Raw genomic sequence first — 17,574 nt, 5'->3', positions numbered from 1 at the left:
AATGACGTTCGACCTGGCTGGATTTGAGGGCTTCGTACCCTTCGCTGACCTGCTGAAGAGCGATGTGCCTACGGGGCTGGGTGTCTACGTGGTCACCCGGCCAGCGTCGGCACCGCCCGTGTTCCTGCCGCAGAGTCCGGCCGGGTGGTTCAAGGGCAAAGACCCCACCGTGCCCGTGTCCGAACTGCAAACGTCCTGGGTGCCTGGGGAATCGGTGATCTACATCGGCAAGGCCAACGCTGGCGTGTCCGGCAAGCGGGGGATGCGTAAGCGGCTGAACGAATACCGGCGGCACGGAGCCGGGCAGCCGGTCGGGCATTGGGGCGGCCGGTTGATCTGGCAGCTCACCGACAGCGCGGAGTTGCTGGTCGGCTGGCGCGAGGAGTCCGACGCCCGCGCGCTGGAAAAGGCGATGATCGCCGAGTTCGTGACGATGTACGGCAAACGTCCGTTCGCCAACCGGACCGGTTGAATCGAGCAGGGGTTGATCGGCGCAGCTCAGGGCTGCGAGTCCACGAACACCGGCACCACCGCGCCGCACCGATCGCACAGGGTGAAGCTCGTAAAGCGCAGTGAAGGACATCATGAGCTGCCAGTGTGCGCCGATGATCATGATCGACGCGTCGTTCGCGCCGGCGGCCGATACCAGTTCGGCGATCACCTTGTCGATCAGATCCGCTGACTGTGCGTCGATGCGCTCAGGATCAAACAAGGTCGTCTCTCCTCAAGGCTTCCGCGACTTCGGCCTGTCGTGGTTCTTTCGACGCCAGGAGATCCGCGTATACCAGGACCGGTGGTGCTGCCGAGTCCGTGAACGCGCCGAATGGCTGGGGATCGGTGGCACCGGCGGGTTCGGTCCAGAATTTCTGGCGGATTTCGATGTTCGGATTGTCGGATCTGTGCCAGCCGTTGCGTATGGCCACCATGGGATCGAAGTCTCGGGTGTAGACCGTCAGCGTTTGGGGGTGTCTGATGGTGTCGACCGCAGATTCGCCGCTGACCAGGTGTCCCGGCGGTGGGGTCCAGTTCCGGATGTCGCCTGCGTAGGTGTGTTCCCGAATCTTCGGCAGGAGGGTGCCTCGATACGCGGCGGACCAGAGATCCAGGAGTTCGTCTCGGCGATGGAGCGATCTTCCGACCAGGTAGTCGGACTCCTTCATGATTTCCAGCGTCGATTGGGTGATGCCGACAGATGTACCTGACGTCTGGGCGATGCTGCGAACCGGCCCATCGAGCAGGCCCGGCCACGACAAGATCCCGAAGAGGACCTGCATTCGTCTTGCGCTGAACAGATTGGCTTCGGTGTGTCGGCGGTCCTGGCGCGTCAGTGCGCTGCGGCGTCCCCGGATGTCGATGAGGATCTGACCGAAGTCCAAGTGGGCGTTTCCCGCGTAGTCGATGAAGTCGATGTGGGCGTCCCGAAGCGCGTCGGCGGTTCGGCTGCTGATCTGGGAGCTGGTGACGAGCAGGCGATGAGAGCCGGACTGCTGGTCGATACGGGCGAGCGCTGACAGGGTCGCATGGGGCAACCACGCCATCTGGTACACCGTGCTGGAGCTCTTCCGGCCGACTTCGACGAGGGCCGTCTGGGGTGAGGTCCAGTCCAGGATCCGGAGATCGATCGAGATCGCCGCCGCTACCTCGGCGAGCCTGCGAGCGATGTCGCTGTCGTGCGTTCGACCATCCATGTTGTTCAGTTTAAGTGAACATGCTGAAATATTGAACATGGCGGATGCTCTCCGCATGTTCCGCTTCAACGTGTGAGGTGCGGCTTATCATCGGGGGATGGCTGAGGACTGGCGGGTCGGGCGGGTGGAGGACATTCGGGCGCTGATCAAGGCGGCGGAGCCGGATGTGGTCGAGGAGATGAAGTGGAAGAAGCCGTCGAATCCTGAGGGGGTTCCGGCTTTTTCGTTGGACGGGTTGATCTGCACCTTGGAGATGTACAAGGGGAAGGTGAAGGTGAACTTCGCCAAGGGGTCTTCGGTGAAGGATCCGGAGGGGCTGTTCAATGCCAGTCTGCAGGCTCCGGTGGGGCGGTCGATCGATTTGCACGAGGACGACGAGCTCGATGCCAAGGCGTTCAAAGCGCTGATCAACGAGGCGGTGCGGGTCAACCGGGCGCGGTGAACCGCGGCGGTCAGTGGAGTGCTTCGGCGAGGCCGAGGAGGATTCCTTCGGGGCCGCGGAGGTAGCAGAGGCGGTAGACGTCTTCGTAGCGGACGACTTCGTCGCTGACGAGTTCGGCGCCGTGGGCGCGCAGGCGGGTGAGGGTGGCGTCGATGTCGTCGACCTCGAACATGACGCGCAGGTAGCCCAGGGCGTTGACGGGGGCCGTGCGGTGGTCGGCGATGACGGCGGGTTCGAGGAAGCGGGAGAGTTCGAGGCGGCTGTGGCCGTCGGGGGTGCGCATCATCGCGATCTCGACGCGCTGGGTGCCCAGGCCGGTGACACGGCCCGCCCATTCGCCTTCCACGGCGCCCTGACCTTCGAGTTCGAGGCCGAGTACACGGAAGAATTCGATCGCCGCGGTGAGGTCTTCCACGACGATGCCGACGTTGTTCATCCTCACGGTCATGGCGCGAGTCTAGGACGGTGTCGAGCGTAACGAGGGTCAGGTCGGCAACTCGAGGGCGATGGCGCCGGCGAGGAGTTCGCGGGCTCGGGCGAGGGTGAGCGAACCGCTGTGCCATCGTTCGCTGAGGCCCTCGACCAGCGCGGTGAGGCGCTCGGCGGCGTCGGCCGGATCGACTGTGGTGGCGACGCTGCCCGCGTCCGTCGCCGCGCGGATCAGGGACGCGATATCGGCGTTCCAGGATTCGGTGGTGGTGCGCAGCGGGGTGCGCAGCTCGGGGTCGAAGGCGGCGGTGGCTCGCAGTTCACCCCAGGCGAGGCTGGTTTCGCGCACGTCGGCGGTGTCCTGGAGTTCCTGGAGCAGCATCTGTTCGAGGCGGGCGCGCGGGTCGGTGGTGGGTGCGTCGGTGTAGGTCTGGGCGCGATGGTTGATGTGGGCGAGCGCGGCCCGCAGGATGCCCGCGCGGTCCTTGAAGTGGTAGTAGATCAGGGCTGTGGAGACCTCGGCGGTCGCGGCGAGTTTGTCGACCCGCAGTCCGCGCACGCCGTCCTGGGCGATGACGCGCACCGCGGCTTCCATGATCTGAGTACGACGATCCGACACGATTCCTCACAGTAGGTCCCGGTGTTCGTCCGGGCGCGGCTCAGGCGGCGGGTTCCTGCTGGGTGGTGCAGTGGATACCGCCGCCACCTGCGGCGATGCCGTCGATATTGATCTGCACCACGTCGCGTCCGGGGAACAGCCGGGTCAAGGTGGCGGCGGTGGCGCCGTCGGCGGCGGGATCGCCGAATTCGGGAGCGATGACGGCGCCGTTGCACACGTAGAAGTTGATGTAGCCCGCGGCGAAATCGTCGTTCTCGAACGTCTCGCGCACGGTCGACGGCCCGGCCAGCACCTCCACCCGCAACGGACGGCCGCGGGCGTCGGTGGCCGCGCGCAGGATGTCGAGGTGGCGTCGGGTGACGTCGTGGTCGAACGAGTCGGGGTCGTTGTCCAGTCCGGCGACGACCACGCCGGGGCCGGTGAAGCGGGCATAGAAATCGGTGTGCCCGTCGGTGATGTCGTGCCCGGCGATACCGGGCAGCCAGATCACCTTCTCGATGCCGAGCAGGTAGTCGAGTTCCTCCTCGACATCGCGTTTGCTCCAGCCGGGATTGCGATTGCTGTTGAGCACGCAGCTCTCGGTGATGATCGCGGTGCCCTCGCCGTCGACCTCGAGCGCGCCGCCTTCGAGCACCAGATCGGTGTGCCGGGTCTCGACGCCCGCGCGGGCGGTGACGAACTGCGCGACCTTCGCGTCGGCGCGGTGCTGCTGCTTGTCGCCCCAGCCGTTGAAGTTGAAGTCGACACCGGCCCTGGTGTTGGCGCTGCGCACGAAGACCGGACCGGTGTCGCGCATCCACAGGTCGTCGAGATCGGTGGGGATCAGCTCGACGTTCGCGGTGCCGATCAGGCTCTGGGCCAGGGCCTGATCGGCGGGCCGGACCAGCATGGCGACCGGTTCGTAGCGGGCGATGGTGGTGGCGATGGTGGCCAGGTTGCGCTGCACTTCCGGGACCAGGTGCGCGCCCCAGATGCGTTCGTCGGCCGCGAATGCCATCCAGGTGCGCTGGTGGGGGTGTGCTTCGTCGGGCATGAGCCAGGCGCGGCCGTCGTCGGGCTCGTCGCGGGAGCTGTCGTCGCAACCGGTCCACAGCACGCTGCCGAGCACGGCCATCGTGGTCAAGTCGATTCACCTAGGTGGGGATTCCATGCACCCTCGGTGCTTCGGTGTCAGCACTCGGGGATCTGCTGGTGGGGGCCGATCCGGTGGAGAGTTGAACCTGTCGAATTCACCTGGAACCGGAGGCCACGATGTCGAGCATCAGCACTATCGCCCCCTCGGCGCAGCGGCGTGTCGCGGTCTCGACGAGCGACGGGGTCGAGCTGGTGGTGCGGGAGTACGGGCGGCGGTCGGCGGAGGTCACCATCGTGCTGATCCACGGGCACTGCCTGCGCAGCGAATCGTGGACCGATGTGCGCGACGCGCTGCTGCGGGGCAATCCCGAGGCGCGGATCGTCTGCTACGACCATCGCGGGCACGGCGACTCGGGGACCTCGGCGGGGCGGTCCTACAACCTCGAGCAGCTGGGCCGGGATCTGCGCGATGTGCTCGAAGCGGTCGCGCCGAGCGGGCCGGTCGTGCTGGTCGGGCATTCGATGGGTGGGATGACGGTGCTGACCTACGCCGATCAGCATCGGGACGAGATCGGCACGCGGATCGTCGGCGTCGGGCTCATCGCGACCGCGGCCAGTGGGCTCGCCGACGCCGGCTTCGGGCGGCTGCTGCGGCATCCGATCGTCGCCGGGTTCCAGGCGGCGGTGCGGCGGGCGCCGCGGCTGATGCAGCGGGTGAAGCGGGTGGCGTGCACGGTGTTCGCGCCGGTGGTGCGGGCCGCGGAGTTCGGTGACCGGAAGGTCAGCCCGCGGGTGCTGGCGCTGGCCTACGCGATGCACAACGAGACACCGATCGTCACCATGGCGAGCTTCCTGAGCGCCTTCATGACCTACGATCGCACCGATGTGCTGCCCGCGCTCTCCCCGATCCCGACCCTGATCCTGAGCGGCACGGCCGACCTGATGACGCCCCCGTCGCACTCGGTCGCCATGGCCGCCGCCGTGGACTACGCGGATTTCGTGCTGATCGAGGGTGCGGGGCACTCGGTGATCCTCGAGCAGCCCGTCCGGGTCGCCGAGGCGATCACCCGCCTGGCCGACCGGGCGAGCGGCCACCGCGCGCTGAACTCGGTCCTGGCCGCGGCTGCCTGACGGACCAGGCGGCGGCTGTTCCCGTCGCCCGGGCGCAGTACGATCCACACCTGTCGGATCGACGAAATGGGGGTATGACCGGTGGTTCGTCGGATCGAGGGGGACATGTCGTGAGTTATCCGCCGCAGCAGGGTCCACCGCAGTACGGCGGGGGATACCCGCAGCAGCCGTACTACGCCGCACCGGGTCCGGGACAGTGGGCACCGGCACCGCCGCCGCGCTCCGACAACACGCTCTGGATCGTGCTGGCCGCGGTCCTCGCCGTGGTGCTGGTCACCGGGATCGGCTTCGTCGTGTTCCGGTCGGTGAACCAGTCCCGGGATCTGGATCCCGTCCAGCGGGCGTTTCCGGAACTCGTTCCGCGCAAGAAGAATTCGGGGACCGGCTTCCAGGACACCGACTGCACCTCGGGCTCCGCGCTCACCCCGCCGCCGACGATGCAGGGTGGTCCCTCGATTCCGCAGAGTTTCGACTCGTGGGTGTACGCGTGGGGTTGCGTCAACACCGGTGGCAGGCCGTCGTTCACGATCCTGCAGTTCCCCACGGCCGCCGACGCCGCGCGCCCACTCTCGTCGCTTCCTCGTCCCAGCAAGACCGACGGCTCGAAAGACGGCGTGTCGTACACGAACTATTCGGTCTATGTGGAGAACGGCCGCCCGTACATGTTCACGGCATTCCCGAACGATTCCGAACGCTCCGTCTTCCTGCTCTACACCTACGGCACCGACTTCAACGATCAGCTCGTGTCCTGGGTGAAACACAACGCCCCGCTCAGCTGACGCGGCGACGGTGGCCACTCGATAGGGCATGCATCGGGCGGCGCGTCGTTTCGGTTCGGAGGACCCGGGTAGACGCAGGATGAGGAGCTGCGTTCTCCCCAGTCGTTGACGAAGGGATTCCCACGATGCCGATCAAGCCTGTCCGCCGTCTGGCCCGTACTCTGCTGGCGACCACGTTCGTCGCCGGGGGTGTGAACGGGTTGATGAATCCGAAACCTCGGGCGGAGGCCGCGTCCGCGCTGGCCGACAAGGGGCGCACGGGGTTGCCCGACGCGCTCGCCGCGAAGGTGCCCGACGACCCGGGGCAGTGGGTGCGGATCAACTCGATGATGCAGATCGCGGGCGGGTTGTTGCTGGCCAGCGGTCGCGCGCCGCGGCCCGCCGCGCTGGTGCTGGCGGCGACGGTGGTGCCGGGGACGGTCACCGAACAGGACTTCTGGGCCGAACCCGATCCGGATCGCCGCGCGGTCAAACGCATCGGGTTCCTGAAGGATCTCGGCCTGCTCGGCGGTCTGCTGATCACCGCCTCCGACACCGCGGGCAAGCCGTCGCTGGGCTGGCGGGCGCGCAAGGCGCTGGAACGCCACGATTCGAAGGCGGAGGGCGCCGCGCTCCTCGGTGCCGCCAAACTGCGCGGGGCGCAGCTGGCCGACGCCGCGCAGGGGCAGGGTGAGCACCTGGCCGCCATCGCGCAGGAGCGCGGATCGCAGCTCGGCGAGTTCGCCAAGGAGCGCGGACCGCAGGTCGCCGAGGTGGCCAAGGAACGCGGACAACAGCTCAGCGAGCTCGCCCGCGATCGGGGGCCGCAGCTGGCCGACGCCGCCAAGGAACGCGGACAGCAGCTCGGCGAGCTCGCCCGTGACCGGGGCCCGCAACTGGCCGAGGCGGCCAAGGAGCGCAGCGCGCACTGGGGCGAGCTCGCCCGTGAGCGCGCGCCGCAGCTGGCCGAGGCCGCGAAGGAACGCGGCGCCCACCTCGCCGAGATCGCCAAGGACCGCGGGCCCGAGCTGGCCGAGGCCGCGCGGCAGCGCGGCACGGCACTGGTCGACGTCCTGCGCGAGCGCGCGGAGGCGGCCACCCGCCAGGCCGAGCCGGCCGGGAAGACCCGCCGCTTCTTCCGCTGATACCGCGCCGGAAACGCCGGGGTCGCGCACTCGCGCACCCCGGCGTTCCCGCGTCCGGACGACGGTGAAGACCTGCCCCGAGATCCGGTGTCTATCGGCCCTTGCCCGCACGGGTCATGATGGGACAGGGTCTGGGTGAAGAATTCGCGCGGAGTCCGGCGCCCGGAACGCAATCCGGGCGAATCGGGCTCGGTGCCGAGTTGTGGCGTGAATACTGCATACTCGCAGTGATTTCCGAGAGTGGGTTCGAGGTTGATGTTGTCCGGTCGTGAAACGTCCAAGCCGTATGCCGTGCGGGTCGCCCTGGTGGGTGCCGCGCTGACCATCGGGCTGCTCGGGGCGGCGGCGCCCGCTTCGGCCGTGCCGGGGACGGGCTCGGCGACCGGGTCGGCCACCGGCTCGGCGAATCTGGCGACCGGTTCGGCGCAGCTCGCGACCGGTTCGGCGCAGGCCTCCGCGGCCGCGGCCGATTCCTATTTCACCTGGCAGTCGGCCCAGTTCCTGCAGAAGGCGCTGCAACTGCTGCTCGCCGTGGGGCCGAATCTCTAGCGGTCACTTCCAGGCCTGCTGCCAGCGGTCGGCGGCCCAGTCGCGCACGTCGGGGCTGACCAGGATCGCGGGCAGCAGGATCGCGAAGCCGAGCACCAACACGGCCAGGCGCAGCCAGACGCTCAGCTCGATCACCGCGCGCACCAGCGCGGGCAGGACACACAACCCGGCCAGAACCACCAGGGCGATCGCCGCGAGGTTGCGGCCGGGCCCGGCGATCAGGGCCGCGCAGGTGCCGAAACACAGGCCGAGGACCAGTCCGCCGACGCCGACGAAGTAGTTGTCCCAGGCGAGCCAGCTCGGACGGGCAGACCGGTGAGTGACCACGCGCGGCAGCTTAGCGCGCTAGCTGTCGGTGTGCGGCGGTCTCGGCCACGGGTTGCGCTCGATCTGTTCGACCGAGCGATTGAACTTGCGCATCAGCCTGCTCAGCTCGCCGATGTCGGCGGCGTCCCAGTCGGCCACGACGACGCCGATCCCGTCGGCGCGATGTTTGCGGTCGGCGGCCAGCGCCGCCCTGCCCTCGGCGGTGGCGCGGATCTTGCGGGCCAGCCCGCCGTCCGGATCGGGCACCCGTTCCACCAGTTGCTGCTTCAGCATCGCGCCCACCTGCCGGTTGATGGTGGAGATATCGAGCTGGAAAGCCTCCGACAGTTCCTTGAGACTGAGCGGTTCGCCCAGGTCCAGGCGGGTGAGGATGAGGAATGCCGAGCGGTCGAGCTGGAAGCCGGGGCGGCGCCGCGAGGTGGTCGGGAAGTGCCGGGAGATCAGGTTCAGCTCGAAAACCAGGCGGGCGAACGGGGTGTCGTCGGCGGGGCCGGAATCGGACATGTGCCAACTATGTCGCGTGAGTCACCCGAATCCAAATTGTGTAGTATGCACATGCTGTGTACGGTGCATATTCGTGTCCGTAACTACCGCCGACGTCTCGCCGGCCACCCCCGAAACCGGCCGGATCACCCCGGCGGTACTCATCGCGGTGCTCAGCACGGTCGGCGTCGTCGTGTCGCTGATGCAGACGCTGGTCATCCCGATCATCCCCTCGCTGCCGACGCTGCTGGGCACCTCGGCCTCCAACGCCTCCTGGGTGATCACCGCGACGCTGCTGGCAGGCGCGGTCTCCACGCCCATCTCCGGCAAGCTCGGCGACATGTTCGGCAAGCGCCTGGTGCTGGTGATCAATCTCGGGTTCATGATCGTCGGCTCGGTGGTCTGCGCGAGCTTCTCCTCGCTGCTGCCCGAGATCGTCGGCCGCTCGCTGCAGGGCGCCGCGGTGGGCGCGATCCCGCTGGGCATCAGCATCATGCGCGACGAACTGCCCCCGGCCAAGGTCGGCGGCGCGATGGCGGTGATGAGCGCGACGCTCGGCGTCGGTGGCGCCATCGGCCTGCCCTTCGCCGCGGTGATCGCGCAGAACGCCGACTGGCACATGCTCTTCTGGACCGCAGCGGGCCTCGGCATCGTCTGCGCGGTGCTGGTGTTCGTGTTCGTGCCCGAATCGCCGGTGCGCACCCCGGCGAAGTTCGATTTCGGTGGGGCGCTCGGCCTGTCGATCGCGCTGCTGACGCTGCTGGTCGGCATCACCAAGGGCGCCGACTGGGGCTGGGCGAGCGCCTCGATCCTCGGCCTGTTCGCCGCGTCGCTGGTGAGCTTCCTGCTCTGGGGTTTCTACGAACTGCGCCAGTCCGCGCCGCTGGTCGACCTGCGGGTCTCGGCGCGCCCGCGCGTGCTGTTCACCAATATGGCCTCGATCGCCGTCGGCTTCGCGCTCTACGGCATGTCGCTGACCTTCCCGCAGCTGCTCATGGCCCCCGAGGCGACCGGCTACGGCTTCGGGCTGTCGATGGTGGTCGCCGGTCTGGCGATGGCGCCGACCGGCCTGGTCATGATGCTGCTCTCGCCGGTCTCGGCGCGGCTCTCGGCCAAGAAGGGGCCCAAGCTCACCCTGGCGCTGGGCTCGGCCGTGATCGGGATCGGGTACCTGTGCGCGGTGCTGATGATGGACAGCGTCTGGCAGATCATGCTGGCCTCGGTGATCGTCGCCGGTGGTGTGGGCCTGGCCTACGCGGCCATGCCCGCGCTGATCATGGGCGCGGTGCCGATCACCGAGACCGCCGCCGCCAACGGCCTGAACTCGCTGATGCGCTCGATCGGCACGTCCACCTCGGCCGCGGTGATGGGCGTGGTGCTCGCGCACATGACCATGCAGCTCGGCCCGCACGTGCTGCCCTCGCGCGAGGGTTTCCACACCGCCTTCTTCATCGCGATGGCCGGTGCGGTGGCCGCGATCGCGCTCACCGCCTGCATCCCGATGCGCAAGACCGACTAGTCCGAGTCCGGCACCGGGGAGAACACCACCAGCGACCATTCCCGGCGCGGAATGGTGTAGTCGAGCACGTGCATGGTCATGGTGACCGAGGCGCCCGTCTCCGGATGCCGGATGCGCTGGACCGGGCGGTCCAGGTGGGTGGGCGCGTCCGGTTCGGTGGTCCAGAACTCGGTCCACTCCTCGGCCTGGGAACAGGTCGCCACCAGCTCGTCGATGCGGCGCTGGGGCACCACCCCCGGGCTCATCACCCGGAACCCGTAGACGCACAGGTGCACCTGCTTGTGCCAGTCCAGCATGGCCACCCGGGAGCGGGGGTCGAGCATCATCCACTCGAGCAGGGTGGTGCCGGCGTGCAGGCCGGGGAAATACCGCTCCCAGGCCGCGTTGGCCGCCACGATGTCGAAGGACGAATACACCTGCAGGCTGGCCGGATAGGGGAGTGACTCGAGCAGGTCCAGGTCGGCGGCGGGCACGGTGCCGGTGTCGGGCACCGAGCTGTCGTAGCGGTCGGCGTAGGACAGCGACACCAGGTGATCGCGGAACAGGTCGGGCACCTCTAGCACGTCGAACAGGGCGTTGAGCGTCTCCACGGTCGGGGTGCGGGTGCCCTGTTCGATCTTCTGGATGAGGGCAGGGGAGATGCCCGCGGCGGCGCTGAGCGCGGTGCGGGTGAGTCCCGCCGACTCGCGGCGGTCGCGCAGATAGCGCGCGATCGAGGCGTGCGGGTCGTCTTTCACGTGTCACTCCCTCTGCGCGAGGCGTACGGCGCCACGGTGACCAGCGACCACGGGCGGCGCGGCAAGGTGAACTCCAGATTGTGCAGGGCCGTTCTCGTCGGCTCGCCGGTCTCGGCGTGCCGCAGCAGCAATTCGGGGGCGTCGGCGTTGCCGGGGGTGTCGGGGACCGTGGTCCACAGCCGTTCCCACACCGCCGCGCGCGAACACGCGTCGACGATGGCGGCGATGCGCGCCTGCGGCACCACCCCGGGCGCGGTCACCCGGAAGCTGTAGACGAACAGGTGGATCTGGCGCTCCCAGTCCAGCACCACCGTGGGGGCCACCGGGTCGAGCAGCATCCACTCCAGCAGCGTCGTGCCCGCGACCATGCCGGGGAACTGGCGGTCCCAGCCGGGGTTGGTCGCCACGACGTCGGAGGTGGGATAGACCAGCAGGCACGCGGGCTGGGCCAGGTTGGCGAGCAGGGTGAGATCGGCGGCGGGGACCTCCGGCGAGACGACCGGCGCCGGGGTGTCGTAGCGCGGTGACAGCGACAGCGACACCAGGTGCTCGCGGAACAGGTCGGGCACGTCGAGGGCCTCGAACAGCGAGGTCAGCGCCTCGAGGGTGGGGGTACGCGTGCCCTGCTCGATCTTCTGGACGAGCGCGGGGGAGATGCCGGCGCGGGCGCCGAGCGCGGCTCTGGTCAGGCCCGCCGACTCCCGGCGTTCGCGCAGGAATCGCGCCACCGGTGCGTGCGGGTCTTCCACGCCACGTTCCTCCGCTACGTCGATGGGACAAATTGGGACAGTCGTCTAGCTTGACCGACAGTAAAGCGTTCGCAAAAATTCTCACAGCCGGGCGGGAAACCGCACGGCTACCAGTCCAGCACGATCGGGCGCCACGCGCCGCTGTCCGTGCTGGTCCGGTCAGTGTGTTCCGGAGCGGTACGTGTTCGAAACCACGTCCGCGCCCCCGTGCGCGGATGTCGCCGGAGGGGATGGCACGCACGCTTGCTGCGCGCCGAGAGCGCGGTTTGCCGAGCCGACGCCCGGGTGGCGCAGGGGTCCACCCGGTGGTCGTGCTCCCGCCCGGCCCGCTCCGGAGCACACCGACCGGTTTCCCGACTCGGGGAACCTGTCGCGCCTCCGGTTCGTCTAAGAGTGCACAGGCACAACGAAAGCGGGGGGCGATGACGCAAGTACAGACCGAAGAACCCACCAGTCGCGTCGGCCGGTGGATGCTCGGCATCTCGGGATTCCTGGCGGCCACGGCGGTGATCGTCGGCGGACTGGTGTGGTGGCAGCACGACTGGGGCGAGCCGTTCCCCACGCTGGACACCGAACACCTCGACGAACAGCAGATCGCCCTGGTCGAGGTGTTGCGGCGCGAATACGAGCAGCCCGGTGACGGCCGCAAGTACGCCGAGGGTGTCGAGGAGGCGTGGTGCGCCGACTTCGTCAGCTGGACCATGCGCGAGGCGGGCAGGCCGCTGGCCAATCCGAACTCCGGGTCCTGGCGTATCCCGGGTGTCTACACGCTGCAGGAGTACTACCAGCAGGTCGGCCGGTTCACCCGCGGCGATGTCGGCTACCGGCCGCGCGCCGGTGACGTGGTGCTCTACGGTCCGGACAGCCCCTTGGGTCAGCACACCAACATCGTGCTGGAGTCCGACGGCGAGACGATCACCACCATCGGTGGCAACGAACTGGGCGGAATCCGGGTCCGCACCATCACCCTCGCCGAAACGGACGATCTGGTCGGGTATGGGCGTTTCTGAAATCTCTTGTCGCTCAAGACAACTGCCATGAACCTGGACGGCGGTACCACGCGGGTGCCCGTACCATGGAGATCGCGGCGCCCGGCAGCGCCGCCGATGGCTCCTCCGTCCTGCTTCCCCCTCATCGGCAGGACGGAGGAGTTGTTACGGTGTCCGATGTGCATGCGCAGGTGACCGATGAGGCCCGTCGTGACCCGACGTGGATCGACTACGCCGATTTCGGCGAGCGCTTCGTCACCTACGCGGTGACCGAGGACCGCATCGCCGCCGCCGTCGCGGGCATGACCGGGCGCGGGGTGCAGATCGGCCCGTTCTCGCTGGGTCCGGCCGGGCTGGCCGGGTTCGTCGCCGAGGGCACCCTGGGCACCCCGGTGGTCACCCGCACGCCCGGTGACGCGCTCAGCTTCGGGGTGAAGATCCCGCTGACGCTGGCCGTCAACCTGGTGCTCGGCGGGCGCAAACTGGGCCTGGCCGCCGTCGTCGAGATCGGCCTGACGCTGCACGCCCGCACCGCAGCGCCGCTGCTGGTGGTGATCGACGTGGCCCCGGTGACCGCGCGCGACGTGAGCTTCACCCTGCGCGCCGAGGCCGTCGACAGCGCCTGGGAGATGCTGCTCGACCCGATCGCGGGCCTGGTGCAGCGCGAAGTGGCGGGCCGGGTGAACGCCATCGTCGGTGATCCGAAGGTCCGCTCGGAGCGGGTCTTCGACATCGAGGCCATCCTCGACGGCTACCGCTCGCCGCACCGCAACGACACCGTCTTCGAATGGATCGACTACCGCGAGTTCGGCCTGCGCTTCTTCACCACCATCGTCACCCGCGACCGCGTGCACGGGGTGGTCGGCCAGATGGCGGGCAGCCCGATCGAGGTGGGCCCGCTCTCGGAGGGCCCGCGCGGCGCGGCCACGGTGACGGTGCGCGGCGCGATCGAGGAACCGCGCGTGCTCGACCGCGGCACCGGCGCGCCCGGTGACCTGCGGGTCTTCGACATGGTGCTGCCGGTGGGCCTCGACATCACCGTCGACGTGCTCAAGGCCAACCACTACCGCGCCGACCTGCGGATTCCGCTGGTCCTCACGGCCAGGGCCGCCGAGCCGCTGCAGATCGTCATCGATGTGCCGCCGCCCGCGGTCGAGGACATCTCGATGGAGTTCCGGGCCAAGGGATTGCGCGCGGCCACGCTGGCGCGGCTGGCCGGGATCAAGAAGCAGATCATCTCCCAGGTCGTGGCGGTGGTGAGCACCGAGCTGGCCGATTCGCGCGGCCGGACCATCGACGTGGGCGCGGCGATCGACGGCGCCACCTGACGCCCGTGTGACTCGTGGGGCGAATGTGACCGTTGGTTCTGGCGGTTCCCCTGTGGTTGTGGTGCAATGAGTCGACATTCGAGGCTCCCGGCGCGCAGGTTTCGGGGAAGGCGCACCGGGCACGCCGCCGGTTGACGGTCGGGTTGCGCGAAGGAGTCCTGCGATGCGTTCTGTCCCTGTGAGCCGGCGGGAGTTCTTCGGATTCGCCGCCGCCGCGGCCACCGTCGGGATGGGCCTGTCCGCGGCTCCCGCCGCCGCCCAGTCCTACGGCACCATGGTCGATTACGCCGCGGGCGTGCCCTCGGCGGCGGCCATCCGCGCGGCCGGGCACATCGGCGTGATCCGCTACGTCTCCGATCGCAGGCCCGGCGCGGAGTGGATGGAGGGCAAGCCGCTGCGGGCCGCGGAGGTGGAGGACCTCTGGTCGGAGGGCCTGTCGATCGTGTCGAACTATCAGTTCGGCAAGGGCCCGACCGCCGACTGGCGCGGTGGCCGCGAGGCCGGTAAGCGCTGCGCCGAGCGCGGCTGGCAATTGCACGGTGCCGCGGGCGGACCCGATTCGGCACCGATCTACGCCTCGATCGACGACAACCCCGACGAGGACGAGTTCGTGGAGATGATCGCGCCCTATATCGAGGGCTGGGAATCGGTCCTCGGCCACGAGCTGGTCGGCATCTACGCCAACAGCCCCACCATCGACCGCGCGCTCGACGCGGGCCTGGCTTCCTGGTTCTGGCAGCACAATTGGGGCACCCCGCGCGGCTACGTGCACCCCGAGGCGCACCTGCACCAGTTCGAGATCGACAAGCGCAGCATCGACGGCGTCGGGGTCGACCTGAACCGGGTCCTGGCCTCGGACTACGGCCAGTGGTGAACCGCTAGGTCTGGCAGTGACAGGTCGGCGCGAGCCGCAGTTCCGGTTCGTCGTCGGGCACCACCCGCAGCGCCGCCCGGTTGTCGGGTGCGGCATGGTCGCCGAGCCAGGACAGCAGCGACCACCGGGACAGTCCCGACAGCGCCGACCCGAGACTCACGAACGACCCCGACGAGATCGCCGACCCGAACGAGCCCACCGACCCGATCGAGAGCACCGACCCGACGCTGCCGATCGAGAGCACCGAATAGGCCGACCCGATCGACAGGATCGAGCCCTCGGATCGCCACGACAGAATGGACCGGCGCGATTTCCTGCTCCGGATCGAGCGGAGGTCTCCGACACTCTGGTTGGTCGCCATCGTCCCGGTCTACCACATGCCCTGGGCGCGGCGGAACACCCCGGAAACGACCGAACCCGGTCCGTTCGGGGGAACGGACCGGGTTCGGCGGTGCTTTCCTAGACGGTGAAGAAGCCCAGGGTCGGCATGAACGAGCAGGTGCGCGGGGCGGCGCCCTCGGCGGCGGTGGTCAGCGAGCCGGAGACGACCGCGACGACGCGGCCGTGGCCGGTGTTCGCGATGGCCGAGAGGGTGGCCGGGCCACCGGGGTTGATCTTGGCCTCGTCGGTCAGCGTCTGGATCGCCGACTGGCGGGTGTCGAGGTTGAGCCACTGCACCGTCATCGGCGGGTTCTGCTCGGCGGTCGGCGCCTTGGTGCCGAGCGCGGTGAACACGAAACCGGCCTGACCGGCGGCGGGGCCGGGCGGGGGCAGCTGGGCCGGACCGGCGACCGCGAGCGCGGTGCCGACCGAATCGGCGCCGTCACCGATGCAGCCCTTGCCGATGGTGGGGTAGAGGAACTGGGCGATGACCGGCCCGTCCTCGGGGATCTCGGGGCCGCCGCCACCGCTGCCGTCGAGGAAGGTGATGATCCGCTCGAGGGTGGACTTGATGGCGGGCGGGAGGTTCAGCGTGGCCAGCAGCGCGCGCGCCTGATCGAGCAGCGCGGTCTGCGGGTTGGCGACGTCGGCGGGGCCTGCGATGAGGCCGGCGACGGCGGGGGCGAAGGCGGCGAGCGCGTCGACCGGGACGCCCTCGGGCACCATCGGAACGCTGATCGGCGCCGCCTGCGGGGCGGGCGCGGGAGCGGCGATGGCCGGCGCGGCGAGCATGGCGCTGGCCGCGATGGCGAGAGCGGTCGTTGCGATCCGCGATCCTCGGCTACGAAGCACTGGTCTAGCCGTCCTTACCTCGGTGTTGCGATGGTGACGAGGTGTCGAACCCGTCTGTGTCGGGGTCACTCTAGGGACAACGCCGCTGTGTTGTACAGCCGCCCGGCCCGATGTCGCGTCCGGACCCGAAACCGTGTTCATCGACGCTAACCCCGGTCCGTGTTACAGATGGGGATGTTGATGCAACTGTTACCGATGGTGTCGATGGGTGGCTGGTCAACCCGTGCGCGCAGGCGCGCGTGGGAGCCCGGTTAAGGTTGTCTCACCATGGCATCGAACAGACATCTCCGATGGGCGCTCGTGCTGCTCGGACTGTCCGTGCTGGCCCGCCTGGGCTGGATGCTGTTCGCGCCGAACGGCCTCAACGTCGTCGACCTGCACGTCTACGTGGACGGGTCGGCCTCGCTGCTCACCGACCGGCTCTACGATTTCACCTATTCGGAAGTGACGCCGGACTTCCCGCTGCCGTTCACCTATCCGCCCTTCGCCGCGCTGGTCTTCTTCCCGCTGCACTACCTGCCGTTCACGCTGGTGGCGGTCGGCTGGATGCTGGCGACGGTGGCCGCGCTCTACGGCGTGATCCGGATCAGCCTGGAACTGCTGGTCGGCGCCGAGCGCGCCCGGCAGACCCGCTGGATCACCCTGGCGGTGGGCTGGACGGCGCTGGGCGTCTGGCTCGAGCCGGTGCGCACCACCATCGACTACGGCCAGGTCAATGTGTTCCTGGTGTTCGGCGCGATGCTGGCGGTGCGCAGTGCGCGCTGGTGGATCTCGGGAACGCTGGTCGGCGTGATCGCGGGCATCAAGCTGACCCCGGCGATCACCGGCCTCTACTTCGTGGCGCGGCGCCGCTGGGCGACGGTGCTGTGGTCGGCGGCGGCCTTCGGGCTGACCGTGGCGGTGAGCTTCCTGATCAACGCGCACGAGGCGCGCCGCTACTTCGGCACCCTGCTCGGCGACGCCGACCGGATCGGGCCGGTGGGCTCGGTGTGGAACCAGTCGCTGCGCGGCACGATCAGCCGGATCCTCGGCCACGACGTGCAGTCCGGGCCGTGGTGGATCGCGGCGGTGCTGGTCACCGCGGTACTGGCGCTGCTGGCCTGGCGCACCCTCGGCCCCGACGACCGGCTCGGCACCCTGGTGCTGGTGCAGCTGTTCGGCCTGATGATCTCGCCGATCTCCTGGTCGCACCACTGGGTGTGGCTGATCCCCACCTCCCTGTGGCTGCTCTACGGGCCGCTGCGCGAGGAACGGATGGCGCGGATCATCGCCGGGTTCTGGGTGCTGACGATGCTGGTCGGCGTGCCGTGGGTGCTCTCGTTCGCGCAGCCGACCATCTGGACCATCCCGCGGCCGTGGCCGCTGGCCTGGCTGGGCGCGGTCGACGCGATCGGGGTGTTCGTGCTGCTGGGCTGGCTGATCTGGCGCGGTCGCGACACCCTGCGCGCGCAGGTGCGCTCGCTCGGCCGCGCGCCGGTCGAGGTGGCGGCGAACCGGTAG

Annotated in this window: 21 protein-coding genes; 11 read left to right on the top strand and 10 right to left on the bottom strand. The window is 69.0% G+C overall.

The window, feature by feature from the left end; all coding sequences use genetic code 11:
- Position 1: 1 nt before the first annotated feature.
- The gene (locus ACFC06_RS12610) at positions 2-472 is read left to right on the top strand and encodes a hypothetical protein (protein ID WP_375929871.1); all 471 of its coding nucleotides are present in this window, start codon (positions 2-4) and stop codon (positions 470-472) included.
- 232 nt (positions 473-704) lie between these two features.
- Here ACFC06_RS12610 and ACFC06_RS12605 read toward each other — a convergent pair whose 3' ends face one another.
- A complete protein-coding gene (locus ACFC06_RS12605; RefSeq protein ID WP_375929870.1) occupies positions 705-1,688 on the bottom strand; it encodes a type IV toxin-antitoxin system AbiEi family antitoxin in 984 nt (327 codons plus the stop codon).
- 97 nt (positions 1,689-1,785) lie between these two features.
- Between ACFC06_RS12605 and ACFC06_RS12600 the strand changes: the two genes are divergently transcribed.
- Positions 1,786-2,130, top strand: a complete 345-nt coding sequence (locus tag ACFC06_RS12600) for a DUF1801 domain-containing protein (RefSeq protein WP_375929869.1) — start codon at positions 1,786-1,788, stop codon at positions 2,128-2,130.
- Between the two features lie 10 nt (positions 2,131-2,140).
- Here ACFC06_RS12600 and ACFC06_RS12595 read toward each other — a convergent pair whose 3' ends face one another.
- From ACFC06_RS12595 to ACFC06_RS12585, 3 genes are read right to left on the bottom strand one after another with little or no spacing between them, the layout of a single operon-like run.
- Positions 2,141-2,578: a VOC family protein gene (locus ACFC06_RS12595; RefSeq protein WP_375929868.1), complete on the bottom strand. Its 438-nt coding sequence runs from the start codon at positions 2,576-2,578 to the stop codon at positions 2,141-2,143.
- 36 nt (positions 2,579-2,614) lie between these two features.
- Entirely contained in the window at positions 2,615-3,178 is a 564-nt protein-coding gene (locus tag ACFC06_RS12590; RefSeq protein ID WP_375929867.1) for a TetR/AcrR family transcriptional regulator, read from the bottom strand.
- A gap of 40 nt (positions 3,179-3,218) precedes the next feature.
- Positions 3,219-4,292: an agmatine/peptidylarginine deiminase gene (locus ACFC06_RS12585; RefSeq protein ID WP_375935442.1), complete on the bottom strand. Its 1,074-nt coding sequence runs from the start codon at positions 4,290-4,292 to the stop codon at positions 3,219-3,221.
- 137 nt (positions 4,293-4,429) lie between these two features.
- Between ACFC06_RS12585 and ACFC06_RS12580 the strand changes: the two genes are divergently transcribed.
- From ACFC06_RS12580 to ACFC06_RS12565, 4 genes are all read left to right on the top strand, one after another.
- The gene (locus tag ACFC06_RS12580) at positions 4,430-5,383 is read left to right on the top strand and encodes an alpha/beta fold hydrolase (RefSeq protein ID WP_375929866.1); all 954 of its coding nucleotides are present in this window, start codon (positions 4,430-4,432) and stop codon (positions 5,381-5,383) included.
- A 110-nt stretch (positions 5,384-5,493) separates the two neighbouring features.
- Entirely contained in the window at positions 5,494-6,162 is a 669-nt protein-coding gene (locus tag ACFC06_RS12575) for a hypothetical protein (protein ID WP_375929865.1), read from the top strand.
- Positions 6,163-6,287: 125 nt separating this feature from the next.
- Entirely contained in the window at positions 6,288-7,286 is a 999-nt protein-coding gene (locus tag ACFC06_RS12570) for a DoxX family membrane protein (RefSeq protein ID WP_375929864.1), read from the top strand.
- Positions 7,287-7,541: 255 nt separating this feature from the next.
- Positions 7,542-7,835: a hypothetical protein gene (locus ACFC06_RS12565; protein WP_375929863.1), complete on the top strand. Its 294-nt coding sequence runs from the start codon at positions 7,542-7,544 to the stop codon at positions 7,833-7,835.
- 3 nt (positions 7,836-7,838) lie between these two features.
- Here ACFC06_RS12565 and ACFC06_RS12560 read toward each other — a convergent pair whose 3' ends face one another.
- Complete coding sequence (locus tag ACFC06_RS12560) at positions 7,839-8,162, bottom strand: hypothetical protein (protein WP_375929862.1); 324 nt, start codon at positions 8,160-8,162, stop codon at positions 7,839-7,841.
- Between the two features lie 18 nt (positions 8,163-8,180).
- Positions 8,181-8,666, bottom strand: coding sequence for a MarR family winged helix-turn-helix transcriptional regulator (locus ACFC06_RS12555; protein ID WP_375929861.1), 486 nt, complete (start codon positions 8,664-8,666; stop codon positions 8,181-8,183).
- A gap of 67 nt (positions 8,667-8,733) precedes the next feature.
- On the opposite strand from ACFC06_RS12555, the gene ACFC06_RS12550 reads away from it, so the two are divergent.
- On the top strand, positions 8,734-10,164 hold the full coding sequence (locus ACFC06_RS12550; RefSeq protein WP_375935439.1) for an MFS transporter: 1,431 nt from the start codon (positions 8,734-8,736) through the stop codon (positions 10,162-10,164).
- On the opposite strand, the gene ACFC06_RS12545 is transcribed toward ACFC06_RS12550, so the two are convergent.
- Positions 10,161-10,901, bottom strand: coding sequence for a helix-turn-helix domain-containing protein (locus tag ACFC06_RS12545; protein ID WP_375929860.1), 741 nt, complete (start codon positions 10,899-10,901; stop codon positions 10,161-10,163). The genes ACFC06_RS12550 and ACFC06_RS12545 overlap by 4 nt on opposite strands.
- The gene (locus tag ACFC06_RS12540) at positions 10,898-11,650 is read right to left on the bottom strand and encodes a helix-turn-helix domain-containing protein (protein WP_375929859.1); all 753 of its coding nucleotides are present in this window, start codon (positions 11,648-11,650) and stop codon (positions 10,898-10,900) included. Before ACFC06_RS12540 ends, ACFC06_RS12545 begins: the two co-directional genes overlap by 4 nt.
- 422 nt (positions 11,651-12,072) lie before the next feature.
- On the opposite strand from ACFC06_RS12540, the gene ACFC06_RS12535 reads away from it, so the two are divergent.
- The 3 genes from ACFC06_RS12535 (at position 12,073) to ACFC06_RS12525 (ending at position 14,841) form a co-directional block, all read left to right on the top strand.
- Complete coding sequence (locus ACFC06_RS12535; protein WP_375929858.1) at positions 12,073-12,660, top strand: CHAP domain-containing protein; 588 nt, start codon at positions 12,073-12,075, stop codon at positions 12,658-12,660.
- Positions 12,661-12,809: 149 nt separating this feature from the next.
- Entirely contained in the window at positions 12,810-13,967 is a 1,158-nt protein-coding gene (locus tag ACFC06_RS12530) for a hypothetical protein (protein ID WP_375929857.1), read from the top strand.
- 163 nt (positions 13,968-14,130) lie between these two features.
- Positions 14,131-14,841, top strand: a complete 711-nt coding sequence (locus ACFC06_RS12525) for a DUF1906 domain-containing protein (RefSeq protein WP_375929856.1) — start codon at positions 14,131-14,133, stop codon at positions 14,839-14,841.
- A gap of 4 nt (positions 14,842-14,845) precedes the next feature.
- On the opposite strand, the gene ACFC06_RS12520 is transcribed toward ACFC06_RS12525, so the two are convergent.
- Positions 14,846-15,202, bottom strand: coding sequence for a hypothetical protein (locus ACFC06_RS12520; protein ID WP_375929855.1), 357 nt, complete (start codon positions 15,200-15,202; stop codon positions 14,846-14,848).
- Positions 15,203-15,300: 98 nt separating this feature from the next.
- A complete protein-coding gene (locus ACFC06_RS12515) occupies positions 15,301-16,074 on the bottom strand; it encodes a hypothetical protein (protein WP_375929854.1) in 774 nt (257 codons plus the stop codon).
- Positions 16,075-16,341: 267 nt separating this feature from the next.
- On the opposite strand from ACFC06_RS12515, the gene ACFC06_RS12510 reads away from it, so the two are divergent.
- The gene (locus tag ACFC06_RS12510) at positions 16,342-17,574 is read left to right on the top strand and encodes a mannosyltransferase (RefSeq protein WP_375929853.1); all 1,233 of its coding nucleotides are present in this window, start codon (positions 16,342-16,344) and stop codon (positions 17,572-17,574) included.

The organism is Nocardia sp. NPDC056064 (assembly GCF_042266925.1).
GTDB lineage: Bacteria > Actinomycetota > Actinomycetes > Mycobacteriales > Mycobacteriaceae > Nocardia.
This window is presented reverse-complemented; position numbering and strand designations above follow the sequence as displayed.